Consider the following 26,807-nt stretch of genomic DNA (forward strand, 5'->3'; position numbering starts at 1 on the left):
GTCGATGCTCCCTTTAAACCTGGCTGATGAATTTGCGTGTCAGGTAATACTCGATGCCCTCGGCGCCGCCTTCCGAACCATGGCCGCTTTCCTTCATGCCGCCAAACGGGAGTTCGGTCGAGACGATGCGGTACTGGTTGATGCCGATCATGCCGGCTTCGAGACCGTCTGCCACATCGATGGCCGTGCGCGCACTGCTCGTGAACGCGTAGGCGGAGAGCCCGTACGGCAACCGGTTCGCTTCGGCGAGCCCGTCGGCGAGCGCATCGAAGCGCATCAGCACCGCGATCGGGCCGAACGGCTCTTCGTGCATCACGCGCGCGTCCTTCGGGACGTCGGCCAGCACCGTGGGCTCGAAGAAGTACCCTTCGCCGTCGATGCGCTTTCCGCCGGCGAGAACCGTTGCGCCACGTTCCACCGCATCGGCGATGAGTTCCTCCATCTTGGCGAGCTGGCGCGGATTGGCCAGCGGCCCGACCTGCGTGCCCGCATCCATGCCGTTCCCGACCTTGAGCGCGTTGGCGGCACGCACGAAGTGCCCGACGAACGCGTCGTAGACTTCGCGCTGGATCAGGAAGCGCGTCGACGAGATGCAGATCTGGCCCGTCCCGCGAAAGCGGTTCGCCGCGCCTTCGACCGCGGCCTTCTCGACATCCGCATCGTTGAATACGAGGACGGGCCCGTGGCCGCCCAGCTCCAGCGTGATGGGCTTGACGCCTTCGGCTGCGCGCGCCGACAGCAGACGGCCGATCGGCACCGAGCCCGTGAACGTCACCTTCCGGATGACCGGGGAAGCGATCAGGTGCTTCGACACCTCGTCGGGCACGCCGAACACGACTTGAAGCACGCCCTTCGGCAAACCGGCGTCATCCAGTGCGCGTGCCAGCGCGAGCGCCGTTGCGGGGCTTTCCTCGCCGGGTTTGATGATGACGCTGCATCCGGCGGCGAGTGCGGCGGACAGCTTGCGCGCCGGGGTAATCGCCGGAAAATTCCACGGCGTGAAGGCGGCGACAGGCCCGATCGCCTGTTTCTTCACGAGCTGTTGCACACCCGGGCGGTTGGACGGCACCACGCGGCCGTCGATGCGACGCGCCTCTTCGGCGAACCATTCGAAATAGTCGGCGGCCCGCAGGACTTCGTCGCGGCTTTCCGCCAGCGGTTTGCCTTCCTCGAGCGTCATGACGGTCGCGATGTGCTCGGCGCGCTCGCGCATCAGCTCCGCCCCGCGCTTGAGAATGCGCGCGCGTTCGGCCGGCACGGTGTTGCGCCAGACGTCGAACGCCTGCGAGGCGACCTGCAGGGCGCGATCCAGGTCGGCTGCCGTCGCCAGCGGCACGCGCCCGATCTCGATTTGCGTGGCGGGATTGATCACCGGCGCCGTTTCGCGTTCGCTCGCGCCGATCCATTCGCCGTTGATGAAAAGGTGAAGTGCGTCGTAACTGATGTCCATGGTATTGCCTTCTATGGTTAGGAATGCGATTCAATATGTGTTCGCCGCGAGCCGGATAGGGGAACCGCGCCACGCCGTGTCGGGCCGAGCTCGGGTTTCAAACGTCCGTGTTCTGACTGCCTGACTTCGGGACCCAGTCTAGGGGTGAAGCCGGCGGCAACTTAGAGGGGCCGGAAAGAATGAATCTTGTCTGGGGAGAGAAAATCCCCTGCCGGCATGAAGGCATATTGAAAGGATGCACAAAAACGACACGCTCTTGCGCGCTGACTGCATGGAACAGGCGCGCGCTCTATGATCACTGGCTCGCGCGGGCCGAAACGCAGCGATTCGACGAAAAATTCAAAACCAGGGTGCGTAATGGACAAGGTTCACACCATGTCGGTGTTTGCGAAAGTGGTCGAGATGGGCAGTTTCACGGCTGTCGCAAACCACCTCGATACGACGGTCGGCAACATTTCCCGAGCGGTCTCGGTACTCGAGGACAATCTCAATACGCGGTTGCTGCAGCGCTCGACGCGACGGCTCGTGGTCACCGATGCGGGGCGACGTTTTTACGAGCGCAGCGTTGCGATCCTGTCGGACATCGAGCGGGCAGAAGCGGAAGCCCGCGATGCGCTCCTGGAGCCGCGCGGTGTATTACGCGTGCACGCGGTTCCCGGATTGGGCCGTCGACTGGTTTCGCAAGCCGTGCTGGCCTATCGAAGCGCATACCCGGAAGTATCGGTCGATCTCATGCTGTCGCAGCGAATGCCGAATCTGCTGGAAGAGCAGCTCGACGTGGCGATCGTGATTGCGCGTACGCTGCCGGACTCGGCGTATGTGAGCCAGAAGATCGGTGCAAGCCACTGCGTTCTGGCGGCATCGCCCGATTATCTGGCACGGCATCCGGCTCCCGAATGTGTGGAAGATCTCGCCGATCACACGTGCGTGCTCCTCAGCACGGTCGATTACGCACCCGACGAGTGGCATCTGCAAGGCAGGGCCGGTGACGCGGTGTATCGTCCGACGGGATCGTACTTCGGTGTCAACGACATGGATGCCATGTCCACTGTGCTGCAGGAAGGCGCCGGAATCGGGCTGATCGCCGCCTTCTCGGCAATCGACGAGTTGCGAAAAGGATCGCTCGTTCGTGTCCTGCCTCAATTCCACACCGCTCAGCGCAACGTGTATGCGATGTATTCGTCCCGTCAGTTCGTCGACGCGAAAATCAAACGGTTCATCGATGTACTGAAGGTGCGGGTAGGTGACCAGTTGAATGCGTATGCGGAGGAGCTCGCCATCACGGTCTCATGAGCCACTTCGCTGTCGGCATGGGTATCCGGTTTCGCGGTGCCGCCCTCCTCGCATTGAGCGTATGCGGTTGTGACACTGCCATTACGGCGGATCGACGAATCCGCATACCGTGCCGCTCGTGCCGGACTCGATGTGTCGCGACCGGTTCCCGATCCATTGCAGCCGTTCGCCGACGTTCCGCCCCACGAAGCGCGCGAAAAAAACCGCCGGCTTGCACCGGCGGCCTTTCGTGTCCGACTTGCGCGGCGCTTCAGCGCGCCGGATTCAGCGTCAGGTTCATGTGACGGTTCACGTCTTTGTACAGCAGGTAGCGGAAGCGGCCAGGGCCACCCGAATAGCATGCCTGCGGGCAGAACGCGCGCAGCCACATGAAATCGCCCGCTTCGACCTCGACCCAGTCCTGGTTCAGGCGATAGACGGCCTTGCCTTCGAGCACGTACAGCCCGTGCTCCATCACGTGCGTTTCAGCGAACGGAATCACGCCGCCCGGTTCGAACGTCACGATGTTCACGTGCATGTCGTGGCGCATGTCGCTCATGTCGACGAAGCGCGTCGTCACCCATGCGCCGTTGGTACCCGGCATCGGGATCGGCTCGACGTCCTGCTCGTTGGTCACGAATGCTTCCGGCAGCGGAATGCCGTCGACGGCCTGGTAATGCTTGCGCACCCAGTGGAAACGCACCGCGGCATCGCTGACGTTGTGCAGCGTCCAGTCCGCGCCCGGCGGAATGAACGCGTAGCCGCCCGGCTTCAGCACGTGCTTCGTGCCCTGCAGCGTCAGCTCGGCTTCGCCTTCGACGACGAACAGCACGGCTTCGGCATTCTTGTCCTGCTCGGGCTTGTCGCTGCCGCCGCCCGGGTTCACTTCGACGATGTACTGCGAGAAGGTTTCCGCGAAACCCGACAGCGGGCGGGCGATCACCCACAGGCGCGTGTTCGTCCAGAACGGCAGCCAGCTCGTGACGATGTCGCGCATCACACCCTTCGGGATCACCGCGTACGCCTCGGTGAACATCGCGCGATCGGTCAGCAGATCGGTCTGCGGCGGGTGGCCGCCGTGCGGCGCGTAATACGTTGTCTTAGACATAGTGCATCCAGGCAATGGGTTGGTCCGGCCCCGGGCGCCAACGGCATCGGCGACACGCATGCGTGTGGGGCACGCATGCGGCGGCGGGACATCGTTGCCGGGGTGGCTTGAAGGCGCACGCGCCTTCGTTCGGTCGGCCAGGCTTCGCGACGGGTTCGCCCGGTTCATCGGACGCAGCGGCCCATGCTTGTGGGGCCGGCGGCCAGGCCGTGGCGCTCGCGTTCATGCGGCGACGCGCGGCCGGCGGCACGGTTCGACGCCGTACGCGAGCATCGCCGACGATAGCGAAGTCGTTCGCAATCGACCAATTAAATGTTGCGATGGATTCCATTCGATTTCCCACTACCTGCCGGCACCCGCGATCCGCGGTGACGGAGCGTGGCGCGACGGTCTGACTATCCGGGAAATCCTGACGGGCGGGCCGTGCAAACGCACGTCGGCGGCGCTGGAGGCGCGGGTATGCAACTGCGGTCACGCCCGTCGCGCACGCGGGTCGCGATACATCCGGTTACGCAGATTGGCGTGCGCCGAAGCGTGCTCGACTGCGAACCGCTCCGCACCGATCATGAGCCGTCGTCGGACCGGAACGAGGCAACGGGGCAGAACGCGGATCGAACGGGGGTCGAACGGAACGCCAAGGATGTCGACGCTGCGCGAACGCATTCCGTCGCGAGAGGCGGTGTAGCCGGAAAACGGGGAAATGCTGCGAGGAGGGGAAACTGGCCGGCCCGTCGATCGGGCATCCGGCCGCGGCTGGTGAAGCCGGAAAATGTTCGCCGGTCTGGCCGGCGATGGCGGCCCGGCAGGCCGCCGGGCCGAATCTCGCGTCGGAAGCCGACGCCGTCTACGCGCCGGTGCGCGGTTCGCGCACCGTGCCGCGCGAGCGGCGATCAGTCCCAGTCGCGGTGGTGACGATGCTTGCGGTGGCGATAGCCACGATCGCCATGATCGCGCTCGTACGAGCTGCGCGACATGTTGCCGCCGAGCGCCGCGCCGGCGCCGCCGCCGACCGCCGCACCCAGCAGGCCGCCCGTGCGGCCGCCCATCGCGTTGCCTGCCGCGGTGCCTGCGCCGCCGCCGAGCGCGCCGCCGATGATCGCGCCGGTGCGCTCGCGACGGTTCGACGTCACCGCGCCGCCTGCGCCGCCGCCGATGGCGCCGCCGATCACCGAGCCCGTGCTGCCGCCGAGCGCACCGCCGACCGCTGCGCCGGCTACCCCGCCGAGCGCGCCGCCAAGCGCGTTGTTCATGTCACCTGCCAGGGCCGGCAGCGCAGTCGCGCCGGTCAGCGCGGCGACGACGAGAGCGGGGGCGATTTTCTTCCACATTCCCGTATTCTTCCTTGTTCGCAATCTGGTTATCGAAGGTCCGCTCGGTACGACGATCTGAATCGATCGACGTCGGATCCGGCATTGTGCCGAACCGCGGACCAATTCATTTCAATGAGCTTGCGGCGAAGAATAGCACCGGTCCCGCATCCTTGCCGTCGACATTCTGGTAACAAGTTGTTTACGAACAGGCGCCCCCGAACGCCCGCACCAGAATGCCCGCAAACCCGCGCCGGCATTGGCTTTGCGTAGGTTCCGGCCCTGCGCAGCGACGGGTCGCCCATGCGGGACGTCGCACGTTTGCGACACACGTGGCAACACATCGGGCACGTGTCGTGAGCGGGCCCGGAAACGACCGTCTGGGAAAAATGAAGGGGGGTCAGTACACGCCGGGCAGCAGCCGCCAGGTTCGCGCGCAATACGCGTCGTACTCGGCGCCGAATTGCGCACGCAGCAGCGCCTCTTCGGAGCGGATACGCGCGACGAGCGGGATCATCGTCAACACGACCAGCAGCACGCCGACACCCGAGCGAAACGCGAGCGCCCAGCCGACCGAGTTGACGAGCAGCCCGAGATAGCTTGGATTGCGGATGCGGCGGTAGATGCCGTCGGTCACGAGCGTATGGCCCGGCTGGATCGCGACGAGCCCGCTGAAGCGCTTGCCGAGCACGAACACGGGCCAGATGCGCAGCACGCCGCCCGCGATGTAGAGCGCAACGCCGGCCCAGCGCACCGCGTCGCCGCCGAAGGTCCAGAAGTCGAGCCGGTCGGTCAGCGCGGGCAGGTAGGCCAGCAGGAACCCGCTCACCGCGAACGCCGCGAGCACCCAGCGGTTGTCGCGGTTCTCGCGCTCGCCGCTGCTCAGGTTGCCTTCGGTGAACATCGCCGCGACGGCCATCGCGAGTGTCGCGACGACGACGACGGTCAGCGGCGGATGCGAGAAGAAGGCCGCGAACCCGCCGCTGCCGAGCACCGCGAGCCCGAGATAAACGAGCGTGGAGATGCCCGACAGGGCGGCGACCTTGCGGGTGACTGTCATGACTGCCTCGCCGGAGTGCGCTTTCCTGTGAAGTATAGGAACCGCGCGCACGCCGCGCAGCGCACCGCCGTCATGCGGCCGCGAATCCGCGCGCATCGTCCGGCACAACGCCACGACCCTGGCCGGGGCGGCCGGGGCCCGCGCCCGGTGCCGGATCAGCGGACGCGGAAGTGGCCGCCGATCCCGACGCTGACAGGCGGCGCGTAATACGCCGGCGCATAACCGTAGTAGACCGGCGCGGGCGCGTAGCCGTACGGCGGCGCGACGTAGCAGCCGGACAGGCCGCCGATCAGGGCAAGCGTGATGAGAAGTCTGGACATGGCTCGATTCCCGGCGCGAAAGACGAATGGCACCTCGCGAACGCCGCGTCGTCGCGAGGTGCGACGGCCGGCACGAAGAGGCAATCCGCCCTTCCTGTCGCTCGATGAAGCAATGCGCCGAGTCTAGCGCCGGGTCGGCCGGGACGAGTTTCGCCGCCGGTTACACGTGTTACCTCGCATGACCGCTGAAACAGACGATGGCGCGGCGGCCGGCCGATGTGCCGCGGCGCGCCGTGCCGCGTGCAATCGACGCGTTACACGAAGCGCGCGCGAATGCGCTGCGCGAGCGCTTCGAGCGTCGCCGCGTCGGCGATCTCGCGCGCGTGCATCCGCAGCTCGGCGCCTTCCCAGCGCGGGATCACGTGGAAGTGCACGTGCGGAACCGTCTGGCCGGCTGCCGCGCCGTTGAACTGGCCGATGAACACACCGTCCGGCTCGAGCGCCGCGCGCACCGCCGCCGCGACGCGCTGCGTCATGCGGATGCCGGCCGCGGCTGCATCGCCGGACAAGTCGAAGATCTGCGCGGCCGGCTCCTTCGGGATCACGAGCACGTGGCCGTCGGCCTGCGGCATCAGATCCATGATCGCGAGCGTCGTGTCGTCTTCCGCGACCTTCACGCACGGCAGTTCGCCACGCAGGATTCTGGCGAACGGGTTGTTGTTGTCGTAGGACATGTCGGTTTCCGATATCGGTTGGACTGGGAAAGCGGTAAAGCGGGAGTGCAATGCCCGACGATTATCGGCCGGCGACGGGTCGGATTTCAACTTGTCAGGCCCGCTCGCGCTGGCGCTCGCACCGAACGGGCATCTCGTGACCGCGAACGGCGACGCGGTCAACGCCGCCCCGCAGCAGCCGAGCGAGATCGTCGAATTCACGGTGGACGGGCGCTCCGTCGCGCAAATGCAGGTCGACACCGTTCCAGGGGCCGCGTTCGGCCTGGCGTTCGGGCACGGCAGCAAAGGCCAGCGGCAATTCGCGGCCGTCGACGACAACACGAATACCGCGACGGTCCGGACCCTGCGCTCCGACAACGACAACGCGCAATGACGCGCCACTTGAACGGGCCGTGCGCGGCCCGTTCGACACGGGCGATCGACACACACGATTCGCACACGCCGGGTTATCTGCGCGCTGTCGACGCTGCCCGGCATCGCCGCCCCTCGCGATTGCCACCGCCGGCCCGAACCTGCGACACTGCCGGTTCGTGTTCCGCCTTCAGACAACCGAGGACACCCGCGCATGACGATCCCCTTCAAGAAGCCGATCCTGCGCGGCGTCGCGCTCGCGGCCGTCGCCGCGATCGGCTACACGGGCTACATGCTGTCCCGGCTCGCGCCGGTCGCGACCGGTTATGCGGCGAAGGCGCTGTGTTCCGGCGTGTACGTATCGGGCCGCCCTGCCGCGTCCGTGATCGACGTCGACATCATGGCCGGCGTGCATCCGCTGCTGAAACTGGTCCGCCCGTCGATCGATCCCGACCATCATCGCGCCGTGGCGACCTTCGCCGGCTTCGCCCGGCGCGAAGCCGACTTCCGGCCCGGGCTCGGCTGCACGCTCGCGATCGGGCCGTCGCCCGCCGCGTTGCCGGCCGCGCTGCCGCCCCTCCCCGATCCACCGCCCGCGCAGCCCGCACCAGCCGCACCAGCCGCACCAGCCGCACCAGCCGCGCCGGCCACGCCGCCGGCTGGTATCGACGCACGGAAACTGCAGACCGCGCTCGACCGCGCGTTCGACGAGCCCGATCCGGCACGACCGCGGCGCACGCGCGCGGTCGTCGTGATGTGGCGCGGCCAGGTGATCGCCGAACGCTATGCGCCCGGCTTCACGGCCGACACGCCGCTGCCCGGCTGGTCGATGACGAAGACCGTGACGGCCGCGCTGGCCGGCGCGCTCGTCGCGCAACACAGGCTGTCGCCCGATACGTCGGCGCTGCTGCCCGAATGGCGCGGCAGCGGCGATCCGCGCGCGGCCATCACGCTCGACGAGCTGCTGCGGATGACGAGCGGCCTGCAATTCAACGAGGACTACGACGACCCGCTGTCCGACGTCGCGTTGATGCTGTTCACGCAGCCCGATACCGCGCGGTTCGCATCGGCGAAGCCGCTCGCGGCGACACCCGGCACACAGTGGTCTTACTCGAGCGGGACGAGCGCGATCGTCGCGCGCGTGATGCGCGAAGCGCTGGGCGGCGGCGAGGACGACTACCTCGCGTTTCCGCGTCGCGCGCTGTTCGCGCCGCTCGGCATGCGCAGCGCGGTGTTCGAGCCCGATGTTTCGGGCACACTCGTCAGTGCGTCGTACATGTATGCGAGCGCACGCGACTGGGCGCGCTTCGGGCAGCTTCTGCTGCAGGACGGCGTGTGGGACGGGCAGCGGCTGCTGCCGGACGGCTGGGTACGCTACCTGACGCGCGCGACGCCGCAGTCGTCGCGCCAGGAATACGGCGCGCAGCTGTGGGTCAAGGTGCCGGAGCCGTTCAACGATCGCGATCCGCACGCGGTCGCGATGCCGGCCGACGCGTTTCATGCGGTCGGCCATGAAGGCCAGTTCGTGAGCGTGGTGCCGAGCCGTCAACTGGTGGTCGTGCGGCTCGGGCTGTCGCGGCCGGAATCCGCGTGGAACCACGAGGCGTTTCTTGCGCGCGTGCTCGACGCGGTGCCGGCGCCCGGCGCGTGACGACGGGTACGTGGATCGATGAATCAGGCGTGAAGCGGAAGCGATTGCAACACGGCCGCTTCACACCCTGCCGGCCCGTCCTTACGGATTCGCGCTGCCCGCGTATTGCTTGAAGCCTTCGCGCGTCGCGAGACGTTCGATATAGCGCGACACCGCCGGCAATTCCGGATGCTCGAACGGCGTGCCGAACCAGCGGTTGACCGACAGGCCGATCGGAATGTCCGCGAGCGTGAACGTATCGCCGGCCACGTACGCGCCCGTCTTTTCGAGCTGTGCGTTCAGCACCTGCATGTGCTTCGTCCAGCCTGCGATCGACTGCGCGATGCCGGCCGGATCCTGGTGATCGGGTGATTTCCGCACGAGGCCGAGGAACGCGCCGACCCACGAGCGGTTCAGGTCCGCGCCCTGCCAGTCGATCCATTGATCGACCCGCGCACGCGCCTGCGGCTCGGCCGGATACAGCGCGTCGCCGCCGTAACGGTTCGCGAGGTAGCGGATGATCGTGTTCGATTCCCAGAGCACGAAATCGTCGTCCTTGATGACGGGCACGAGCGCGTTCGGGTTCAGCGCGAGATAGGCCGGATCGTTGGTCGTGCGAAAGCCCGCGCCCCAGTCTTCCTGTTCGAACGGCAGGTTCAGTTCGGTGCACAGCCACAGCACCTTGCGGACGTTGATGGACGGAATCTTGCCGAGGATGTGCAGCATGCAGTCTCCTTGTGAGGTCGGATGCGGAGCGTTCGGGGCGCACGACGCGCCACGAACGCATTCACGCCGAATTTAGCAGGTTTGCTCCGGGAACCTCCGTCCTTTTCCCCTGGGGAACTTCCTTCGGGGCACGGGCAGAGCGGTCAAACACGACCGCGAGGCAAACGGCAGGCCGCGTGCGCGAAATCTCCATGCGGCCGGTTCGTCAGGTCACGCAGCGCGTGCTCGGCCGTCGGGAACCGGAACATGAATCCGTCCTGATGCAGCCGCGCCGGCATCACCCGCTGCCCGTCCAGCAGCAGCTCGGCCATCTCGCCCATCGCGACGCGCAGCGGCGCGGCCGGCACGTGCAGCCAGGCCGGGCGATGCAACACCTTCGACACGACCTGCACGAACTCGCGCTGCGTCAACGGCGCGGGTGCGACCGCGTTGTAGACGCCGTGCATGCCCGCGTTCGACATCACGCGTGCAATGATCCGCAGCACGTCGTCCCGGTGTATCCAGCTCATCACCTGCGTGCCGTCGCCGAATCGCCCGCCCATCCCGAAGTAGTGCGGCAGCAGCATCGGGCGCAACGCGCCGCCGGGGCCGAACACGAGGCCCAGCCGCAGCACCACCGTGCGCACGCCATGACGTTCGAGCGGCTGCGCGGCAAGCTCCCACTGCCGGCACAGCCCGGACATGAAGCCGCTGCCGGCGCTGCTGCGCTCGTCGAGCCGCTCGTCGGCAGGCCGCACGCCGTAGTAGCCGATCGCCGACGCCTGGATCCACGTACAGGGCTTGACCTCGGCGGTCTCGACCCAGCGCATCAGCGATTCCGTGACGCCGACGCGGCTGGCGAGCAGCACCGCCTGCCGGCGCTTGCTCCAGCGCGCGCCCAGCACCGGCGCCCCCGCGAGGTTGATGACCGTGTCGAAACGCTCGTGCGGCTGCAGTTGCCCGGCGGACGTCACGCTGCGCACACGGCCCTGAAACGAGTAGGCCGCGCGCAGCGGGTCGCGCGCCAGCAACGTGACCGTATGGCCCGCATCGAGCAAATGGTTCACGAGGGTTTCGCCGATGAAGCCGGTGCCGCCCGTGACGAGCACGTTCCCCGGCGGTTGCCCCGCGAACGGATTGGCGGCCGGCGCGCGTTGCGCGATCCGGCAGGCCGCGATTCCGTCGCGGATGCCCGATACCGTCACGCCGACGGCAAACACGCTCAGCAACCCGCCGCGCCAGCCGAGGTCGAGTACCTGAAGCGCGGTCGGCTCGTGCGCCCAGACGGCCAGCTGCATCGCGATCATCCCGAACAGCGCGCCGCCGTTGACGGCCAGCAGCGTGTGCAGCACGCGCTCGGTCGCCGGCAGCTTGCGGCTCTGGTCCTCGACGACGAAATCCCACAACGTCAGCACCACCTCGACGACGACCACCGCCGCGAGGGCCGCGACCCACGCACCATGAAAGGCGACGTTCGCGATCGACGCAAACACGAGACCGTAAAGCACGGAGCGCACCGCGTGAATCCCCAGCTCGAGCCGCGCGCGCGGGCTGTGCGGCAGATCCTGCGTGAGCTCGTGGTGATAGAGCGTATCGAACGCGCCCATCGCGCCCTGCACGATCAGCAGGTTGAGCGCCCAGTCGTAAGCAGGCAAGGTGTTCATGGTGTATCCCTCCTCCACAGCCACACAAGCGGCGGCACCATTGCAACGAGTGCCGCCGCGTCGATCGCCACGTGGCCCGATACTCGGGCCTGCAATGAAAACAGCATGTCCTGCGGCGCCCAGATCGACAGGCCGGCCAGCAGCCACCCCCACACTTCCCGCCGGCGCAGCCGGTTGCCGAGGTGGACGAGCGCCAGCATCCAGACCGACGCGCATTGCACCGTCGCGCCGATCAGCGACATCCACCAGACCTGCTGCGCACGCGCCGGGCCGGGCGCCGTACCCGCCCAGAAATGCAGCTCGATGACGCGGTGATACGCGTCGAGCCACGGCGTGCCGGCCACCCACGGAACGGCGATGCCGACGAGCAGGTGGGCAAGCGCCGCGCCGTACATCCAGGTCACCACGATGCGGCGCATGTCATCGCGCGCGGGACGCTCGGCCGCGGGTTCGGCGGCGCGGTCGCCACCGCACGCCGGCCCGTCGCACGCCGCTTCGGTGCGATAGCCGAGCCAGCGCGAAAGGGCATGCCGGTTGCGCGCGACGCGGCGATACAGCGGTGCCAGCACGCCGCGCACGACCGGCACGCGAAGCAGCCGGACGAGCCAGCCGCGCCCGGTCAGCGCATGGGCGGCGAGGATGCCGTCCACACCGGTCAGCATGCGTCCGTCCGGCAGACGCGCATGAAGCTCGAGATTCAGCGCGGGCAGGCCGACGCCCAGCGGCGCCGGGTCGAAGCCCGGCCCGGCGATATCGACGAAAGCCAGCCGCTGCTGCGCGTCGCGGGCACCGAGACGCCGTATCTGCGCGACACATAACGGACATCGTCCGTCGAAGTACAGCACCAGTTCATTTGATTCCATGATTCGCATTCCTTCTTGTTCTTGCGTGCACCGTGAATCGATCGACTGCTTTCCCGCACGCCGTACCGCCGCTCCCATGCGGCGGCGGCCACGTGCTTACATCGGCTTGAGCACCATCAGGAAGTAGACGGACAGCATCGCGAAGAACGCCGGGTAGCCGAGCAGTTCCCAGCGCTTCGCATAGCGCCAGTAGCGCTCCGGCAATGCGGCGTCGCCGTTCGCATGGGCGAGCTTCGCCATCGATGCAAGTTCGAGCTGCAGCCACACGACCGGCAGCCAGCACGCACCGGCGATCGCATACAGCACGATCGATGCGAGCAGCCACGGCGTATGCCACGGCCAGCCGGCGGTGTGCGCGAGCCAGAGCCCCGATGCCGGCTGGAAGATCACGGCCGGCGTCGTGAACCACCAGTCCGCGCGCACCACGAGGCGCGACACGGCCGCGATCGCCGGCACCGACTGCGTGCGGTTCGCGAAGAACAGGTAGAACGCGGTGCCGAAGCCGGTGCCGACCAGCAGCACGGAGGACAGGATGTGAAGCGCCTTGATGACGAGATAGGTATTCATGCTTGTTCTTCTTCTGAAAAAAGGATCAACAGGATCGCGAGAATCGGCACGTTCTTGAGCACGGGGCCGAACGGCTCGGCGAGCAGCGCCGGCATCGTGACCGCGATGACGGCCGAGTACGCGACGATCAGCGCCGCTTGCGCCGCCCACAGGCGCCGTGAAGGCGCGGCGACGGTCGCGATGCCGAACGCGAAGTCCAGCGCGCTGGCCGCGTACAACGCGATCAGCGCGGGCAGCCCCGTCAGGTGCGCAGGCGCGAGCAGCGCGAGGCTCGCGGGCAGCGGATGGATGAACGCGCTGGCGATGGCCGTCCAGATCCACACGATCGCGAGCGCGCCGCGCAGCAACGGCCGACGCCACATCGCCAGCGCGTCGCGACGCAGCGCGGCGGCTTCCGTGCCGATGAAGCCGTCGATCCCGCGCGGCGGCCGGCCGAGCACGGTCGTGACGGCGGCCGGATCGCCGGTGTTCCCGCCACGCAGCATCGTCCACGTGTCGCGCGTGAACATCGCGCCCGGCAGCGTGCCGAGCAACGCGGCCGCCGCGCCGGCCAGCGGGCCCGGCAGCGTCACGCGGGCGGCAGGCGGAAATCGCAGCGCGGCACGGTAGCGGGCCAGCATCTCGCGGTATTCGACTTCGTCGTTGCCGACCACGTCGATCACCGCGCGGCCGGCCGCCGACGCATCGCCCGGTTGCACGACGAGCCGCGCGACGACTTCGGCGAGATCGTCGACGTGCACGGGGCGCAGCCGCTGACGGCCGCCCGCCGGCAGCACCTGCACGGGCAGGCTCGCGAGCATCCGGAAAAACCGCGCGGACGCGCCGTCCGTGCCGTAGACGAGCGCGGGCCGCACGATCCGGAAGTCGATCGGCAGCGCCTGCAGGAAGCGGTCGGCGGCAAGCTTGCTGGCGAAGTAGCGCGTGCCGCCGCGCTCGACGCCGAGCGCCGAGATCTGGATCACGCGCCGCACGCCGGCGCGGCAGCACGCGCTAAAGAGTGCGCATGGCGCGGCCCGGTGCACGGCGTCGAGCGTCGCGCCGCGCCGATCGGCGAGGATGCCGACCGCATTGATCACCACATCGACGCCCTTCAGCCGCGCGAGCCACGCATCGGGATCGATGTCGGCTGCGAAGTCGATCGCGACGTCGCACGGGCCGGCCGCGTGCCGCACGCCGCGCAGCACACGATGGCCGCCGGCTTCGAGCTGCGCGCACAGTGCCCGCCCGATGAAGCCGTTCGCGCCGCACACGAGGACCGTCATGCGGCGCGCCCCGGTGCGGCCCTGCGGGCAGGTCGACGGCAAGACAGCGTTCATTTTCATCCTCTACTTACAGTTATTTCTGTACAAACAGAAATAACAATCCCAAAAAAAGCGGGCTGCCTGCCCGCACTGCGCGTCACGCTTACTTCGACGGCTTGCGCCTGACCGTCTGGCTGATCTTCGCGCCGATGCCGAGCGCCTTCATCAGCGTATCGGGCTTGAGCCGCAGCATCTCGTCCGACCAGGTCGTGAGCGTCTCGACGAACTGCAGCGTGTCGCGGATGCGCTGCTCGGTCTCGCGGCTCTCGTTCGCGATCTCCGGATTCGTCAGGCAATCGCGCAGCACCGTGAGCGTCGGCTCGATCTCGCGCTGCCGCCGCCCTTCGACGATCAGCTTGAACAGTTCCCAGATGTCGGTCGACGTCTCGAAGTGGTCGCGGCGGTCGCCCAGCACATGCACGACCTTCGCGAGCCGCCACGCCTGCAGCTCCTTCAGGCTCGTGCTGACGTTGGAGCGCGCGACGTTGAGCGTCTCGGCGATCTCGTCGGCCGCGATCGGCCGGCCGGCCAGATACAGCAGCGCGTGGATCTGCGAGACGGTGCGGTTGACGCCCCACCGCGAGCCCATTTCGCCCCAGTGGAGAATGAATCGTTCGGCAATCGGTGTGAGTTCCATGGCGTGAAATTTAGGCATTTCAGTTATTTCTGTCAAGAGAGAAATAACCGGACGATCCGCCGGGTTCCGGCCGCGCCCGCCCGCGATCGGCCGCTTCCATTACAATGCGCGGGATTTTTCCGATTTCAGGCCGTTTCTGCCTTTCTGACTAGAGGGTTTCCATGATCATCAAACCGCGCGTGCGTGGCTTCATCTGCGTGACGACTCATCCGGTCGGCTGTGAAGCCAACGTCAAGGAACAGATCGACTACGTGACTTCGCACGGCCCGATCGCCAACGGCCCGAAAAAGGTGCTCGTGATCGGCGCGTCGACCGGCTACGGCCTCGCCGCCCGGATCTCGGCCGCATTCGGCTCGGGCGCGGACACGCTCGGCGTGTTCTTCGAGCGCGCCGGCAGCGAAACGAAGCCGGGCACGGCCGGCTGGTACAACAGCGCCGCGTTCGAGAAATTCGCCGCCGAAAAAGGGGTCTATGCGCGCAGCATCAACGGCGACGCATTCTCCGACAAGGTCAAGCAGGTCACGATCGACACCATCAAGCAGGATCTCGGCAAGGTCGATCTCGTCGTCTACAGCCTCGCGGCGCCGCGCCGCACGCATCCGAAGACGGGCGAAACCATCAGCTCGACGCTCAAGCCGATCGGCAAGACGGTCACGTTCCGCGGCCTCGACACCGACAAGGAAGTGATCCGCGACGTCACGCTGGAACCGGCGACGCAGGAAGAGATCGACGGCACCGTCGCCGTGATGGGCGGCGAGGACTGGCAGATGTGGATCGACGCGCTCGATGAAGCCGGCGTGCTGGCCGACGGCGCGAAGACGACCGCGTTCACGTATCTCGGCGAGCAGATCACGCACGACATCTACTGGAACGGCTCGATCGGCGAAGCGAAGAAGGATCTCGACAAGAAGGTGCTGTCGATCCGCGACAAGCTGGCCGCGCACGGCGGCGATGCGCGCGTGTCGGTGCTGAAGGCCGTCGTCACGCAGGCAAGCTCGGCGATCCCGATGATGCCGCTGTACCTGTCGCTGCTGTTCAAGACGATGAAGGAAACCGGCACGCACGAAGGCTGCATCGAGCAGGTGTACGGGCTGTTCAAGGACAGCCTGTACGGTGCGACGCCGCACGTCGACGAGGAAGGCCGCCTGCGCGCGGATTACAAGGAGCTCGATCCGCAGGTGCAGGCGAAGGTCGTCGCGCAGTGGAACCACGTGACGAACGACAACCTGTACGAGCTGACCGACTTCGCCGGCTACAAGACCGAGTTCCTGCGCCTGTTCGGCTTCGAGATCGCCGGCGTCGACTACGACGCGGACGTGAACCCGGACGTGAAGATCCCCGGCATCATCGACACCACGGCCTGACGGCCCGGCCGCCGCCCGTACCGCCCACGCGGCGCGGGACGCGGGTTCGAGACTCCGGCGGCGTCAACGCGGCGCCGGTTCTTCCAGATAGACGCCCGACGACAGCGTGGCCTTCACCTGCCGCGTGAACTCGTCGGTCGACACTTCTTCTTCCCCTGCTTCGATCGCGTCGTACGCCTGGCGCACGACGTCGGCCGGCGTCGCCTTCGGCACGTCGAGGCCGGCCGTCAGGTCGGTATCGATGAAGCCGGCATGCAGCCCGACGACCTGCGTGCGCTGCTCGCGCAGCGAATGGCGCAGCCCGTTGGTCAACGCCCACGCGGCCGATTTCGACACGCCGTAACCCGACAGGATCGGCCGGTTCACCCAGCTCGCGACGGACAGGATGTTCAGGATCGCGCCGCCGCCATGGCCGGCGAGGATGCCCGCGAACGCGCGCGACATCGCCAGCATCCCGAACACGTTGGTTTCGAAATGGTCGCGCAATGCGTCGGTCGCACCGTCGTCCGTCAGGCTGCCGAGTCGCGCGATGCCCGCGTTGTTGATCAGCAGCGTGACGTCGCGCGCCGCGTCGGCGGCCGCCGCGACGGCCGCCGGATCGGTCACGTCGAGCTTCACCGGCACGACGCCCGGCAGCGTCACGGTGGCCGGATCGCGCGCCGCCGCATAGACCTTGCGCGCCCCTCTCGCAAGCGCCTGCTTCGCGAACTCGAGCCCGAGCCCGCGATTCGCACCGGTGACGAACACCACTGCACCTTCGATCTTCATGACGCTTCCTTTCGCATGATGAATCGCATGCGCGCCGGCTCGCCGCGCGCGTGAGATCCGGTGAAAAACCAGGCTGCCATTGCGTTCCGAACCGGTACGCCGCCGGCAGGCGGCAAGCCGCCCGTTGCCCGGTACACGTGCCCCGGCGGCGCCCAAGACACCGATCGATCGCCATCGGCTGTTCCGGCAGCGGCTTTGCACCCTCCGCCAAGTCGGCTACACTCGATGTCAATGTCGATCACCATTGTCTTTGCCGTGCATTGTGTTCACGCAGTCCGCTCATGTCAATGGTGGTCGCCATTGTGATTTTCAATCGACGCGATCGGCAAAAATCAGGGAGGAATCGATGGGCGTTTCAAGACAGCAGGCTGCCGAGAACCGGAGCGCGATTGTCGCGGCCGCCGAGCGGCTGTTCCGCGTGCGCGGCGTCGACGCGGTCGGACTCACGGAGCTGATGAAGGAAGCCGGCTTCACGCAGGGCGGCTTCTACAACCACTTCAAGTCGAAAGACGCGCTGGTGGCCGAGGTAATGGAAAAGGCCATGCAGGACCGCGCGGATTCGCCGAACGCCGGCAGTCTCGACGCGCAGGTGGCGTCGTATCTGTCGGCCGCGCATCGCGACAACGTCGAGGCCGGGTGCCCGCTGTCCGGTTTCGCGGGCGATGCGCCGCGACTGACCGATGCGGCGCGCGCGTGTTATGCGCACGGCCTCGCCACGTATCTCGACCGGCTGGAGCGGATGGTGGCCGTCGAAGGCGGGACACCGGCGCAGACGCGTCGCGACGCGATCGCCGTCTTCAGCCAGATGGTCGGCGCGCTCGTGCTGTCGCGCGCGATCGCCGGCACCGAGCCCGCGCTGGCCGACGAAATTCTCGCGGCGGGGCGGGACGCGCTCACCGCCGGGCGCGACGATCCGTCCGCGCCGGCATGACGGGCAGACGGCGGGGCAAGACGGCGCGCGCGGCGCCCTTGCCCCGCGCTATTCGACCGCCCGCGCGGCCTCCCACAGCGGCTGCCCGCCCAGCGCCGCATGCCATGCGTCGAAACGCGTGCGCCACGCTTCGAACGGCTCCGCCAACGGATGGCGCGGATCGTCGCTGAGCGAATACGCCATCCCTTCGATCAGCCAGCGCGGCTTGGTCACGACGGCCAGGTTGCCGAGCACTTCCGCCTGGCGGTGATGGATCAGCTCGTGCGCGAGAAAGTAGGTCTGCCAGCCGCGCGGTGCGACAACCACGCCGAAATTCCCGAGCGTCAGCGCCGCGCGCTGGCCGAGGCCGAATGCATCGGCGCACGCGCGGGTCGAACAGAACACGACGCGCGGCGCCTCCCGGAACGTGCCGACGGCCGCCGCCGCGCGCGCATAACCGTCGCGATAGAGCTGCCGTGCGTCGCCGAGCCTCGCGGCATCGTCGGTGCAGAGATCGGCGCTCGGGCACGACACGCCGGGAACCAGCGCGGGCGCGACGACGCGCAGCGGCTTGACCAGCGCATACGCGGCAATCGGCAGCGCGACAAGCAGGCCCGTGAGGGCGTAAACGACATGGGAGCGTTTCATCGAGGCGGGGGTTCCGGGGCGTGCAGCTGAAATCTTCCTGCGTGACTATATCGGACTGGCGACGTCTCCGGCCCTGCCTGATTCCCGGACGGGGCGCGGTCGCCCCGGGCCCTGCGCTCGCCGCGACCGGGGAGACATTCCGGCGCTTGCCGTTGCGATCTGCCGTTTCGTCAAACCCGGGACCTTTTCCCGCTGATGCCGCCCGGATAATCAGATGCGCCGGCCATCCGGCGGCCGAACCCCTGCAAACGGCTGACACGCTCCCTGCCCGTCACGCGATGTGCCCCGTGCTCGCGCCTCCGGCACCCGCTGTCCGGCGGCTCCAGCGAATGCCCAGCAACAGGAGCACGGCACTGCACACGAACAGGGTCGCCTCGACCAGCACCGTATCGACATGCCAGTACCGCGTCAGCAGCACGACAACGAAGTCGAACACGAAATGGAGCGCAATCGCATACCCCAGCCAGCGCTTCGTTCCGCGCACGAACGTCTGCAGCACGATCAGCGACAGTCCGACATGCGCGGCCAGCGCGCTCGTGCGCTCGAGCAACGCGAGAACGGGCGACGCGAGCGTCATGCCCACGAACTGCGACCCGACCAGCGACTGCACGCCCTCCGGCACCACGACACCCGCGTGCGCGAGCAGATAAGCCGTGCCGAGCGCGAGAAACCCGACGCCGACCAGCAGCATCGCCTCCAGTCCGCCGTGCCCGAGCCCGAGCATCACGGCCGTCGGTGCATCATGCCGCTTCGGCAGCAGATACCGGAAGGCGACCCAGCGCCCGCATTCCTCGAAGAGCCCGGCCGTCAATGCCGCGAACACGAGCATCGGCAGGTGCCAGCGCGGCTCGTGAGCAAGCCAGCGGTACAGCGGAATCTGCCACGACATGCGCAGTACCGGCTGGAACACGAAGAAGGTCAGCATCCCGTAGAAAAACACGCGAAGCGGCACCTGCGTGCGGCGTCGCCACGCGGCCGCGAGCCACGCCGGCGCGACCAGCGCGACGAGACCGGCCGCGAGCGTAAGGAACAGGAGCGCCGGAGCGACGGGATGCATCGCGCGCCCCGTTACGCGAGTTGCTTGTGGAAGTACGTCGTCGCGCAGGGCGTGCCGTCGGGCATCAACGCATAGTTCGGCACGACGCCGACGCGCTGCCAGCCGGCCCGCTCGTACAGCCGCTCGGCGTCGCCGCCCGTCACGGTATCGAGCACGAGCACGGTCTTGCCGGCGTCGCGCGCGGCCGCGTCGGCCGCCGCCATCAGCCGCCCGGCGATGCCCTGCCGGCGCGCGTGACGCGACACGAGCATCTTCGCGATATCCGCACGATGCGGCTGGTTCTCCGGCTGCGCGGTCACGACCTGCACGGTGCCGACGATCCGGCCGGCCGCGTCCTCGGCAACGAGCAGGATGCGCTCGCCGTTCGCGACGCCGTTGGCGACGTGGGTCCAGAACGCGACGGCGGTCGGCCGCCCGATCGGCAACATGAAGCTGACGGACGCGCCGCCCTCGACGCAATCGATCAGCACGTCGGCCAGCGCATCGACGCAGGTCATCGCTTCGCCCGCGTCGATGCGGCGGACGGTAACGGATTCGGTCATGCCATCTCCGGGAGTCAGGTGGGCCGCCCGCACGGGTTCGGCGGGCGGCCGGATCGGAAAGAACACCGGCCGATCGTCGCGGCTCGCGCAACGGCAGCAGGCATGCGGCGATACCGCGCCCGGTCGGCGCGTGTTGCCGCCCCATCATCCTACGCGACGAAAATTTCCGTTGCATCGCCGTTCCCATTGCCTACACTTAGCCACATGGCTAACTTTCAACCCGGCATCAGCGACGTGTTCCACGCCCTCGCCGATCCAACGCGCTGCGCGATCGTCGGCGCGCTCGGCCAGGGCGAGCGGACCGTCTCCGCATTGGCCGAGCCGTTCGACATGGCGCTGCCGTCGTTCATGAAGCACGTGGCCGTGCTCGAGCGCAGCGGCCTCGTGCAGACCCGGAAATCCGGCCGCTCGCGCACCTGCACACTGGTCGGCAGCCGGCTCGCCGAGGCCGAGGCATGGCTCGCCGCGCAACGCGCGCTGTGGGAAGCACGATCCGATCGTCTCGTCGAATTCGTCGAACGCCGTCACCAGGAGGAGCACGATGTCAGCCAGCCCCGTCGACCCCGCTGAAGCCCACGATCTCGTCATCACGCGCACGTTGCACGCGCCGCGCCACGCGCTGTGGCGTGCGTGGACCGACCCCGAACTGCTGAAGGAATGGTGGTGCCCGAAACCGTGGACCACCGAAGTACGCGCATTCGACCTGCGTCCGGGCGGCGCTTTCCACACGTTCATGCTCGGCCCCGACGGCGGCACGAGCGACAACCCCGGCTGCTTCCTCGAAATCGTGCCCGAATCGCGCATCGCGTTCACGTCGATGCTCGGGGGCGGCTGGCGGCCGCAAGTGCCGTGGATGGGGTTCACGGCAGTCGTCACGATGGCCGACGACGATGCGGGCAGCCGCTACGAGGCGCGCGTGATGCATCCGGACGCCGCCACGCGCGAGCGCCATGAAGCGCTCGGCTTCTTCGAGGGCTGGAACACCTGCATCACGCAGCTCGACGCCTTCGCGGCCGCGCTGCGCTGAGCGCGGCCGGGTGCGCGATCATTGCATGCCGCCTCGCGCGCGCCTAGGATTCTTGAAGGAAGCGCGACGACACGCCGGCCCGCCGGCGTGCACCGTCGCGCGCGCTCCGCGGGAGGCGACATGTTGCACACGCACACGCATTCGACCCGGGTCAGCCGGCACCTGAACGCCCCGCGCGGGCGCGTCTACCGTGCGCTGCTCGATCCGCACGCCGTCGAACAATGGAAGGTGCCCGACGGCATGACGTGCCGCGTGCATGCGTACGACGCGCGCGAAGGCGGCGCGCTGCGCGTATCGCTGAGCTATGACGCACCGTCGGCCGGTACCGGCAAGACCAGCGCGCGCACCGATACCTATCACGGCCGCTTCGTCACGCTCGTGCCGGACGAGCAGATCGTCGAGATCGACGTGTTCGAAACCGACGATCCGATGCTGCGCGGCGCCATGACGATCACGATCACGCTGTCCGACGAAGCGGGCGGCACGCGCGTGGACGCCGTGCACGACGGGGTGCCGCCCGGCGTGCCGGCCGCCGACAACGAAACCGGCTGGCAAATGGCGCTGGCGAGGCTGGCGGCGCTGGTGGAGGCGAAGTGAGCAAGCGCCGGGCCTGTCGTCGCGACGCGCGTCAGCCGAGCCGGTAAGCCCGCGTGACCGTGCCGCGGAACAGCGCGTCGCGCTCGTCCGGGCTTGCCTGCGCCGTCAGGCGCTTGAACGCATTCCAGCCGTTCACGAACGAATACGAGCCCTTGTCGACCGGAAAATTGCTCTCGAACATGCAGCGCTCGGGGCCGAACGCGTCGATGCAGGTCATCATCCATGGCTTCCACGCGTCGGCGAGCTGCACGGAAGACGGCGGCCGCGCGCCTTTCTCGAAATCGAAACCGTTGATGCGCATCCCGAGCCCGCCGACCTTCACGTACACGTTCGGCAGCCGCGCGAGCGCGCGCATCGACGCCGACCAGCGTTCGAACACCTCCGGCCGCTTGTCGGCATAACTCGCGATCCGTACGACGCCGCCGCAGTGATTGACGATGATGCGCGTATCGGGATTCGCCTTCGCGAGCTCGAACAGTTCAGGGAGTTGGGGAAAGAACAGCCACGCGTCGTACGACAGCCCGAGCGGCGCGAGTTGCGCGACGCCCGCCCGGTACGCGGAATCGAGCAGCATGCCGCGCGGCACCGCCGATAGCGGATTGGCAAGCGTCGGATCGGCATCCCAGGTCGTCAGGTGACGAACGCCGCGAAACCGCCCGCGCCCGGCTTCGAGATGTGCTTCGAGCACCTCGCGCACGCGCTCGCCGAGACGCAGGTCCGCATGGCCGACGATGCCTTTCGCGACAGCCGGGCGGCCGTGCTGCTGCAGCGGCTCGGTCACGCCGGCAACGTAGGCCGTCTCGCCCGCCGGCTTCAGTTCGACCGGGCCCGCATCGCGATAGCGCGTCTGCGCCTGCATGTAGACGGACGCCTGGATGTTGTGGCCCGAGCGCGCGTCCTGCAGATAGTCGTCGAGCATGTAGATCCAGCCCGGCCGCTCATAGAAATGATGATGCGCATCGACGATCGGCAGGTCGGGCTCGAGCGCGGGTTCGAGCGCCGACGCGAGCCAGTCGGGGCGGACCGCCAGATAGTTGCTTTGCGTCGTCATGCGGGAAACTCCCTCCTGGGTCGCCGCGCGCGTCTCGGTGAACGCGGGCAGCGCGAGCGATGCGGCGGCCGCGCCGAGCAGCCGGCGCCGCTTGATCGAAAGCGTCGTGTCCATGTCATTCGCTCCGGTCGAACGCGTACAGCGACAACGTCAGCAGCGTCGTGACCGCGAGCACGATCGCGAGGCCGAGCATGCCGGCGGTAAAGGTGCCGAAGGCGTCCTTCAGGTAGCCGACGAGATAAGGGCCGGCGAAGCCGCCGAGCGCGCCGATCGAGTTGATCAGCGCGAGCCCGCCGGCCGCCGCCTGGCCGGACAGGAAGCGCGAGGGCAGCGTGTAGAAGATCGTGCGGCCGGCGATCGTGCCGACCAGCGCCAGCGTGATGCCGGCGAGTGCGGGGCCGAGCGTCAGGAAGTGCGTCGAGACGCCGAGCGCCACCGCGCCGATGAACAGCCCGATCGCCAGGTTCGCGACCGGGCCGCCGCGACGGTCCACGCGCTTCGCCCACCACAGCAGCGCGACGGTCGCGAAGAAGTACGGCACCGCGGACAGCCAGCCCGTCTGCATCGTCGACATGCCGTGCGCCTTGAGCATCTGCGGCAGCCAGATGCCGATCCCGTAAGAACCCATCGTGAAACCGAACGAGATCAGCGCGAGCACGTACACGCGCACGTCGCGCAGCGCGACGCCGAAGCGCTTCTTGCGGCCGGCGGCCGCGCCTTCGCGCTCGAACGCGCGCTGCAGCGCGGCACGCTCGTCGCCCGTCAGCCACGCGGCATCCGCGGGCGAATCGGACAGCAGCTTCAGCACGAGAAAACCGAGCGCGCACGCCGGCAGCCCTTCGACGATGAACATCCATTTCCAGCCGGCCAGCCCGAGCGCGCCGTCGAGTTGCAGCAGCCACGTCGACAGCGGCCCGCCGATCAGCGACGACAGCGGCGTCGACACGGTGAACCACGCCAGCACCCGCGTTCGGTAGCTCGCCGGAAACCACACGGCGAGGAAGAAGATCACGCCCGGAAAGAACCCGGCTTCCCCGATACCGAGCAGCAACCGGATCGCATAGAAACTCGTCGGCCCGGTCGCGAGCGCAGTCGCGGCCGCCATCACGCCCCACGTGATCATGATGCGGGCGAGCCAGCGGCGCGCGCCGAAGCGGTACAGCGCGAGATTGCTCGGCACCTCGAACACGCAGTAGCCGGCGAACATGATCCCCGCGCCCCAGCCGAACTGCGTCGCCGTCAGCCCGAGATCGCGGTTCATCGTGAGCGCCGCGAACCCGACGCTCGTGCGGTCCAGGTAATTGAAGAAATACGCGAGCGCGAGCAGCGGGATGAAGCGCCATGCGGCCTTGCGCACGGCCCGCTGCTCGATCGATGCATCGGTCTCGCGATCGGCGGCCAGCGCCGGGAATGCGGATGTCATGGTTGTCTCCGTGGATAGGGCGATCCTCGCCCGCGCGTGGCGCGGCCGGGACGCCTTTGTTCGATCAGGGGATCGCGGCCGCGCTACGCGCTCGCCAGTTCGTTCGGCGACGGCGCGCCGCCCGCCGCAGCGCCGTCCGCGTCGTGCCGCCCGGCCACGACGCCGGCCTCGATCAGCGCGCGCGCCTCGTCCGGCGTGTAGCCGAGTTCGCCAAGCAGCGCGCGCGTGTCCTGCCCGAGCGCCGGCGGCGCCGAGCGCAGCCGCAGGCGCTCGCCCGCGAGCGTGAGCGGCAGCAGCGCGGTGCGCGTGTCGACCGGCCGCCCGGCGCTGCTCGCATCGGCCGGCAACGTCACGTCCGCGAGGCCGCCCGTCGCCAGCAGGTGCGGATCGTCGAACAGGTCCTGCGGCCTGGTGATCGGTGCATACGGCAGGCCGATCGACTCGAAGATCGCGCCGATCTCCGTGGCCGAATGCGGCGCGAGCCGCGCGCGCAGTTCTGGCAGCAGCCACTCGCGCGCCTGCACGCGCAGGTTGTTGGTCGCGAGGCGCGCATCGTCCTTCAGCGCAGCCAGCCCGAACGCATCGCAGAACAGCGCCCACTGCGTATCCGACACGACCGCGAGAAAGATCTGCTCGCCGTCCTTCACGGAGAACACGTCGTAGACGGCCCACGCGGAAATCCGGCTCGGCATCGGCGATGCGGCCTGCCCCGTCACCGCGAACTGCATCATGTGCTGCGCCACGAGGAACACGTTGTTTTCGAACAGCGAGCTCTGCACCTGCTGGCCGCGGCCGGTGCGCTCGCGCTGCGCGAGCGCGGCCATCGCGCCGATCGCGCCGAACATGCCGCCCATGATGTCGTTCACGCTCGCGCCCGCGCGCAGCGGCCGCCCCTCCGGGCCGGTCATGTACGCGAGGCCGCCCATCATCTGCACCACCTCGTCGAGCGCGGTGCGATGCTCGTACGGCCCCGGCAGGAAGCCCTTGTGCGACACGTACACGATGCGCGGATTCAGCGAGTGCAGCGCCGGATAACCGAGGCCGAGCCGGTCCATCGTGCCGCTCTTGAAGTTCTCGCTGAACACGTCCGCCGTCGCGACGAGCCGCAGCACGATCTCGAGCCCGCGCGGATCCTTCACGTCGACCGCGAGGCTCTTCTTGTTGCGGTTGAACATCCCGAAGAATCCCGCGCCCGAACCGCGCAGCGCGCGCGTGCTGTCGCCGGCGATCGGTTCGATCTTGATGACTTCCGCGCCGAGATCCGCGAGCAGCATCCCGCAGGTCGGGCCCATCACCATGTGCGTCATCTCGATCACGCGGACGCCGGCGTACGGCAGCATCGAAGCGGGTTGGCGACCGTTCATTGCGCGACTCCCGCCAGGCATCCTTCCGGTTGCGGCGCGGTTGGAGAACGGCCGTCCGCATAACGGAAGCCCTTCGGCAAACCGGCGTCCGGCACATGGCCGTACAACGCCTCGGCCGGCAGCGCCGCGTGCAGGATCGCGCGCGCGGCGAGCAGGGCGTCGACGTCGATACCCGTGTCGAATCCCATCGATTCGAGCAGGAACACGAGATCCTCGGTGACGATGTTGCCGGTCGCGCCCGGCGCATACGGGCAACCGCCGAGGCCGCCCTGGCTCGCATCGATCGTCGTCACGCCCGCGTCGAGCGCCGCGACGACGTTGGCGAGCCCCTGCCCGCGCGTATTGTGGAAATGCGCGCCGCCCGCCTTGTCGCCGACTTCCCGGCGCAGCCGGACAAACAGCCGGCGTACCTGCGCCGGGTTCGCATAACCGCTCGTGTCGGACAGCCCGATCTCGTCGACCCCGCATTCGGCCATCGCCACCGCCATCGCGATCGCCTCGTCGTCGCTGACGGCGCCCGCGATCGTGCAGCCGAACGCGACCGACACGCCCGCCTCGATCTGCACCGACGGGAACCGCGCATCGCGCAGCGCGACGATCGCGCGCACCTCGTCGATCATCTGCGCGGGCGTCTTGCGGATATTCGCCAGCGAATGCGCCTCCGTCACCGATACCGGCAGCGTCAGCTTGTGCACGCCTGCTTCGAATGCGCCCTCGGCGCCGCGCAGGTTCGGCGCGAGCGCGGCGACATGCAGCCCGGGAATCGCCAGCGCATGCGCGACGACCTCACGCACGTCGGCCATCTGCGGCAACAGCCTCGCCGGCACGAACGACCCGACCTCGATCTCGCGCAAGCCGGCCGCGGCCAGCGCCGTGATCCAGCGCAGCTTGCCGGCCGTCGGCATCACGGCCCGGATGCTCTGCAGGCCGTCGCGCGGCCCGACCTCGCTGACCAGCACCTTCGGATATTCGGAAACGCTCATTTGGTACTCCATCGTTCTATCTGAAAGAACATCGTTCTGTTTGATAGAACTTTAAGCGTGCGTCGAACGTGCTGTAAGCGGGGTATACCCGTGAAATTGCGATTTTCTGGAACTTGAGTTCTGCCAGACAGAACGATATAGTCGGCCGATCATCCTCTGAAGGA

General features: G+C 68.0%; 27 protein-coding genes and 1 pseudogene. 8 read left to right on the forward strand and 20 right to left on the reverse strand.

Annotation, left to right across the window (positions count from 1 at the left end):
• Positions 1-13 precede the first annotated feature (13 nt).
• Positions 14-1,450: an NAD-dependent succinate-semialdehyde dehydrogenase gene (locus AB3K92_RS06630; RefSeq protein WP_369464700.1), complete on the reverse strand. Its 1,437-nt coding sequence runs from the start codon at positions 1,448-1,450 to the stop codon at positions 14-16.
• Positions 1,451-1,807: 357 nt separating this feature from the next.
• Between AB3K92_RS06630 and AB3K92_RS06635 the strand changes: the two genes are divergently transcribed.
• Entirely contained in the window at positions 1,808-2,743 is a 936-nt protein-coding gene (locus tag AB3K92_RS06635; RefSeq protein WP_059496273.1) for a LysR family transcriptional regulator, read from the forward strand.
• Positions 2,744-2,993: 250 nt separating this feature from the next.
• Here AB3K92_RS06635 and AB3K92_RS06640 read toward each other — a convergent pair whose 3' ends face one another.
• From AB3K92_RS06640 to AB3K92_RS06660, 5 genes are all read right to left on the reverse strand, one after another.
• A complete protein-coding gene (locus AB3K92_RS06640; RefSeq protein ID WP_048023509.1) occupies positions 2,994-3,830 on the reverse strand; it encodes a bifunctional allantoicase/(S)-ureidoglycine aminohydrolase in 837 nt (278 codons plus the stop codon).
• Positions 3,831-4,720: 890 nt separating this feature from the next.
• Positions 4,721-5,158: a hypothetical protein gene (locus AB3K92_RS06645; RefSeq protein WP_027790397.1), complete on the reverse strand. Its 438-nt coding sequence runs from the start codon at positions 5,156-5,158 to the stop codon at positions 4,721-4,723.
• Between the two features lie 379 nt (positions 5,159-5,537).
• On the reverse strand, positions 5,538-6,197 hold the full coding sequence (locus tag AB3K92_RS06650; RefSeq protein ID WP_021159925.1) for an isoprenylcysteine carboxylmethyltransferase family protein: 660 nt from the start codon (positions 6,195-6,197) through the stop codon (positions 5,538-5,540).
• A 155-nt stretch (positions 6,198-6,352) separates the two neighbouring features.
• Positions 6,353-6,517, reverse strand: a complete 165-nt coding sequence (locus AB3K92_RS06655; protein WP_369464701.1) for a hypothetical protein — start codon at positions 6,515-6,517, stop codon at positions 6,353-6,355.
• A gap of 254 nt (positions 6,518-6,771) precedes the next feature.
• Complete coding sequence (locus AB3K92_RS06660) at positions 6,772-7,191, reverse strand: HIT family protein (protein ID WP_021159927.1); 420 nt, start codon at positions 7,189-7,191, stop codon at positions 6,772-6,774.
• Positions 7,192-7,279: 88 nt separating this feature from the next.
• On the opposite strand from AB3K92_RS06660, the pseudogene AB3K92_RS06665 reads away from it, so the two are divergent.
• Both AB3K92_RS06665 and AB3K92_RS06670 read left to right on the forward strand, forming a co-directional pair.
• Positions 7,280-7,564 (forward strand): annotated as a pseudogene (locus tag AB3K92_RS06665) (hypothetical protein); the annotation flags it as partial.
• 192 nt (positions 7,565-7,756) lie between these two features.
• Positions 7,757-9,193 (forward strand): serine hydrolase domain-containing protein, encoded by a 1,437-nt coding sequence (locus AB3K92_RS06670; RefSeq protein ID WP_369464702.1) that lies wholly within the window; start codon positions 7,757-7,759, stop codon positions 9,191-9,193.
• 81 nt (positions 9,194-9,274) lie between these two features.
• On the opposite strand, the gene AB3K92_RS06675 is transcribed toward AB3K92_RS06670, so the two are convergent.
• The 6 genes from AB3K92_RS06675 to AB3K92_RS06700 form a co-directional block, all read right to left on the reverse strand.
• Positions 9,275-9,898: a glutathione S-transferase family protein gene (locus tag AB3K92_RS06675; RefSeq protein ID WP_021159929.1), complete on the reverse strand. Its 624-nt coding sequence runs from the start codon at positions 9,896-9,898 to the stop codon at positions 9,275-9,277.
• Between the two features lie 143 nt (positions 9,899-10,041).
• Entirely contained in the window at positions 10,042-11,541 is a 1,500-nt protein-coding gene (locus AB3K92_RS06680; protein ID WP_369464703.1) for a TIGR01777 family oxidoreductase, read from the reverse strand.
• Positions 11,538-12,404 (reverse strand): thiol-disulfide oxidoreductase DCC family protein, encoded by an 867-nt coding sequence (locus AB3K92_RS06685; RefSeq protein ID WP_369464704.1) that lies wholly within the window; start codon positions 12,402-12,404, stop codon positions 11,538-11,540. The genes AB3K92_RS06680 and AB3K92_RS06685 overlap by 4 nt, the downstream gene beginning before the upstream one ends.
• A gap of 96 nt (positions 12,405-12,500) precedes the next feature.
• Entirely contained in the window at positions 12,501-12,971 is a 471-nt protein-coding gene (locus AB3K92_RS06690) for a DUF2269 domain-containing protein (protein ID WP_021159932.1), read from the reverse strand.
• Positions 12,968-14,287: an SDR family oxidoreductase gene (locus tag AB3K92_RS06695; protein ID WP_369464705.1), complete on the reverse strand. Its 1,320-nt coding sequence runs from the start codon at positions 14,285-14,287 to the stop codon at positions 12,968-12,970. Before AB3K92_RS06695 ends, AB3K92_RS06690 begins: the two co-directional genes overlap by 4 nt.
• A gap of 88 nt (positions 14,288-14,375) precedes the next feature.
• Entirely contained in the window at positions 14,376-14,909 is a 534-nt protein-coding gene (locus AB3K92_RS06700) for a GbsR/MarR family transcriptional regulator (protein ID WP_011353812.1), read from the reverse strand.
• A gap of 161 nt (positions 14,910-15,070) precedes the next feature.
• Here AB3K92_RS06700 and fabV point away from each other — a divergent pair, with 161 nt between their 5' ends.
• Positions 15,071-16,273: an enoyl-ACP reductase FabV gene (gene fabV, locus AB3K92_RS06705; protein ID WP_021159934.1), complete on the forward strand. Its 1,203-nt coding sequence runs from the start codon at positions 15,071-15,073 to the stop codon at positions 16,271-16,273.
• Positions 16,274-16,336: 63 nt separating this feature from the next.
• Here the strand turns inward: fabV and AB3K92_RS06710 are convergent, their stop codons facing one another.
• On the reverse strand, positions 16,337-17,041 hold the full coding sequence (locus AB3K92_RS06710; protein WP_369464706.1) for an SDR family oxidoreductase: 705 nt from the start codon (positions 17,039-17,041) through the stop codon (positions 16,337-16,339).
• 346 nt (positions 17,042-17,387) lie between these two features.
• On the opposite strand from AB3K92_RS06710, the gene AB3K92_RS06715 reads away from it, so the two are divergent.
• Positions 17,388-17,972, forward strand: coding sequence for a TetR/AcrR family transcriptional regulator (locus AB3K92_RS06715; RefSeq protein ID WP_021159936.1), 585 nt, complete (start codon positions 17,388-17,390; stop codon positions 17,970-17,972).
• 48 nt (positions 17,973-18,020) lie between these two features.
• Here AB3K92_RS06715 and AB3K92_RS06720 read toward each other — a convergent pair whose 3' ends face one another.
• The 3 genes from AB3K92_RS06720 to AB3K92_RS06730 all read right to left on the reverse strand — a co-directional run bounded on the left by AB3K92_RS06720 (position 18,021) and on the right by AB3K92_RS06730 (position 20,198).
• On the reverse strand, positions 18,021-18,599 hold the full coding sequence (locus tag AB3K92_RS06720; protein ID WP_369464707.1) for a hypothetical protein: 579 nt from the start codon (positions 18,597-18,599) through the stop codon (positions 18,021-18,023).
• A 271-nt stretch (positions 18,600-18,870) separates the two neighbouring features.
• A complete protein-coding gene (locus tag AB3K92_RS06725) occupies positions 18,871-19,656 on the reverse strand; it encodes a YhfC family intramembrane metalloprotease (protein WP_369464708.1) in 786 nt (261 codons plus the stop codon).
• A gap of 11 nt (positions 19,657-19,667) precedes the next feature.
• Positions 19,668-20,198: a GNAT family N-acetyltransferase gene (locus AB3K92_RS06730; RefSeq protein ID WP_042975362.1), complete on the reverse strand. Its 531-nt coding sequence runs from the start codon at positions 20,196-20,198 to the stop codon at positions 19,668-19,670.
• Between the two features lie 204 nt (positions 20,199-20,402).
• Between AB3K92_RS06730 and AB3K92_RS06735 the strand changes: the two genes are divergently transcribed.
• The 3 genes from AB3K92_RS06735 (at position 20,403) to AB3K92_RS06745 (ending at position 21,822) form a co-directional block, all read left to right on the forward strand.
• Entirely contained in the window at positions 20,403-20,768 is a 366-nt protein-coding gene (locus AB3K92_RS06735; protein WP_048023525.1) for a helix-turn-helix transcriptional regulator, read from the forward strand.
• A complete protein-coding gene (locus tag AB3K92_RS06740; protein WP_059708846.1) occupies positions 20,740-21,225 on the forward strand; it encodes an SRPBCC family protein in 486 nt (161 codons plus the stop codon). Before AB3K92_RS06735 ends, AB3K92_RS06740 begins: the two co-directional genes overlap by 29 nt.
• A gap of 120 nt (positions 21,226-21,345) precedes the next feature.
• Positions 21,346-21,822, forward strand: coding sequence for an SRPBCC family protein (locus tag AB3K92_RS06745; RefSeq protein ID WP_059812202.1), 477 nt, complete (start codon positions 21,346-21,348; stop codon positions 21,820-21,822).
• Positions 21,823-21,853: 31 nt separating this feature from the next.
• Here AB3K92_RS06745 and AB3K92_RS06750 read toward each other — a convergent pair whose 3' ends face one another.
• From AB3K92_RS06750 to AB3K92_RS06765, 4 genes are all read right to left on the reverse strand, one after another.
• Positions 21,854-22,987, reverse strand: a complete 1,134-nt coding sequence (locus AB3K92_RS06750; RefSeq protein ID WP_060279694.1) for an amidohydrolase — start codon at positions 22,985-22,987, stop codon at positions 21,854-21,856.
• 1 nt (position 22,988) lies between these two features.
• Complete coding sequence (locus AB3K92_RS06755) at positions 22,989-24,296, reverse strand: MFS transporter (RefSeq protein ID WP_048023529.1); 1,308 nt, start codon at positions 24,294-24,296, stop codon at positions 22,989-22,991.
• Positions 24,297-24,379: 83 nt separating this feature from the next.
• Positions 24,380-25,660: a CaiB/BaiF CoA-transferase family protein gene (locus AB3K92_RS06760; RefSeq protein ID WP_165581929.1), complete on the reverse strand. Its 1,281-nt coding sequence runs from the start codon at positions 25,658-25,660 to the stop codon at positions 24,380-24,382.
• Positions 25,657-26,643, reverse strand: coding sequence for a hydroxymethylglutaryl-CoA lyase (locus AB3K92_RS06765; protein WP_369464709.1), 987 nt, complete (start codon positions 26,641-26,643; stop codon positions 25,657-25,659). The genes AB3K92_RS06760 and AB3K92_RS06765 overlap by 4 nt, the downstream gene beginning before the upstream one ends.
• Positions 26,644-26,807: the final 164 nt, after the last annotated feature.

Origin of the sequence: Burkholderia sp. Bmkn7, from assembly GCF_041103175.1 — a bacterium.
Taxonomy (GTDB): Bacteria; Pseudomonadota; Gammaproteobacteria; order Burkholderiales; family Burkholderiaceae; genus Burkholderia; species Burkholderia cepacia.

Coding starts and splice junctions, on each gene's coding strand:
- AB3K92_RS06630 (WP_369464700.1), bottom strand. CDS start 1,450: ATGGACATCAGTTACGACGCACTTCACCTTTTCATCAACGGCGAATGG.
- AB3K92_RS06635 (WP_059496273.1), top strand. CDS start 1,808: ATGGACAAGGTTCACACCATGTCGGTGTTTGCGAAAGTGGTCGAGATG.
- AB3K92_RS06640 (WP_048023509.1), bottom strand. CDS start 3,830: ATGTCTAAGACAACGTATTACGCGCCGCACGGCGGCCACCCGCCGCAG.
- AB3K92_RS06645 (WP_027790397.1), bottom strand. CDS start 5,158: ATGTGGAAGAAAATCGCCCCCGCTCTCGTCGTCGCCGCGCTGACCGGC.
- AB3K92_RS06650 (WP_021159925.1), bottom strand. CDS start 6,197: ATGACAGTCACCCGCAAGGTCGCCGCCCTGTCGGGCATCTCCACGCTC.
- AB3K92_RS06655 (WP_369464701.1), bottom strand. CDS start 6,517: ATGTCCAGACTTCTCATCACGCTTGCCCTGATCGGCGGCCTGTCCGGC.
- AB3K92_RS06660 (WP_021159927.1), bottom strand. CDS start 7,191: ATGTCCTACGACAACAACAACCCGTTCGCCAGAATCCTGCGTGGCGAA.
- AB3K92_RS06670 (WP_369464702.1), top strand. CDS start 7,757: ATGACGATCCCCTTCAAGAAGCCGATCCTGCGCGGCGTCGCGCTCGCG.
- AB3K92_RS06675 (WP_021159929.1), bottom strand. CDS start 9,898: ATGCTGCACATCCTCGGCAAGATTCCGTCCATCAACGTCCGCAAGGTG.
- AB3K92_RS06680 (WP_369464703.1), bottom strand. CDS start 11,541: ATGAACACCTTGCCTGCTTACGACTGGGCGCTCAACCTGCTGATCGTG.
- AB3K92_RS06685 (WP_369464704.1), bottom strand. CDS start 12,404: ATGGAATCAAATGAACTGGTGCTGTACTTCGACGGACGATGTCCGTTA.
- AB3K92_RS06690 (WP_021159932.1), bottom strand. CDS start 12,971: ATGAATACCTATCTCGTCATCAAGGCGCTTCACATCCTGTCCTCCGTG.
- AB3K92_RS06695 (WP_369464705.1), bottom strand. CDS start 14,287: ATGAACGCTGTCTTGCCGTCGACCTGCCCGCAGGGCCGCACCGGGGCG.
- AB3K92_RS06700 (WP_011353812.1), bottom strand. CDS start 14,909: ATGGAACTCACACCGATTGCCGAACGATTCATTCTCCACTGGGGCGAA.
- fabV (WP_021159934.1), top strand. CDS start 15,071: ATGATCATCAAACCGCGCGTGCGTGGCTTCATCTGCGTGACGACTCAT.
- AB3K92_RS06710 (WP_369464706.1), bottom strand. CDS start 17,041: ATGAAGATCGAAGGTGCAGTGGTGTTCGTCACCGGTGCGAATCGCGGG.
- AB3K92_RS06715 (WP_021159936.1), top strand. CDS start 17,388: ATGGGCGTTTCAAGACAGCAGGCTGCCGAGAACCGGAGCGCGATTGTC.
- AB3K92_RS06720 (WP_369464707.1), bottom strand. CDS start 18,599: ATGAAACGCTCCCATGTCGTTTACGCCCTCACGGGCCTGCTTGTCGCG.
- AB3K92_RS06725 (WP_369464708.1), bottom strand. CDS start 19,656: ATGCATCCCGTCGCTCCGGCGCTCCTGTTCCTTACGCTCGCGGCCGGT.
- AB3K92_RS06730 (WP_042975362.1), bottom strand. CDS start 20,198: ATGACCGAATCCGTTACCGTCCGCCGCATCGACGCGGGCGAAGCGATG.
- AB3K92_RS06735 (WP_048023525.1), top strand. CDS start 20,403: ATGGCTAACTTTCAACCCGGCATCAGCGACGTGTTCCACGCCCTCGCC.
- AB3K92_RS06740 (WP_059708846.1), top strand. CDS start 20,740: ATGTCAGCCAGCCCCGTCGACCCCGCTGAAGCCCACGATCTCGTCATC.
- AB3K92_RS06745 (WP_059812202.1), top strand. CDS start 21,346: ATGTTGCACACGCACACGCATTCGACCCGGGTCAGCCGGCACCTGAAC.
- AB3K92_RS06750 (WP_060279694.1), bottom strand. CDS start 22,987: ATGGACACGACGCTTTCGATCAAGCGGCGCCGGCTGCTCGGCGCGGCC.
- AB3K92_RS06755 (WP_048023529.1), bottom strand. CDS start 24,296: ATGACATCCGCATTCCCGGCGCTGGCCGCCGATCGCGAGACCGATGCA.
- AB3K92_RS06760 (WP_165581929.1), bottom strand. CDS start 25,660: ATGAACGGTCGCCAACCCGCTTCGATGCTGCCGTACGCCGGCGTCCGC.
- AB3K92_RS06765 (WP_369464709.1), bottom strand. CDS start 26,643: ATGAGCGTTTCCGAATATCCGAAGGTGCTGGTCAGCGAGGTCGGGCCG.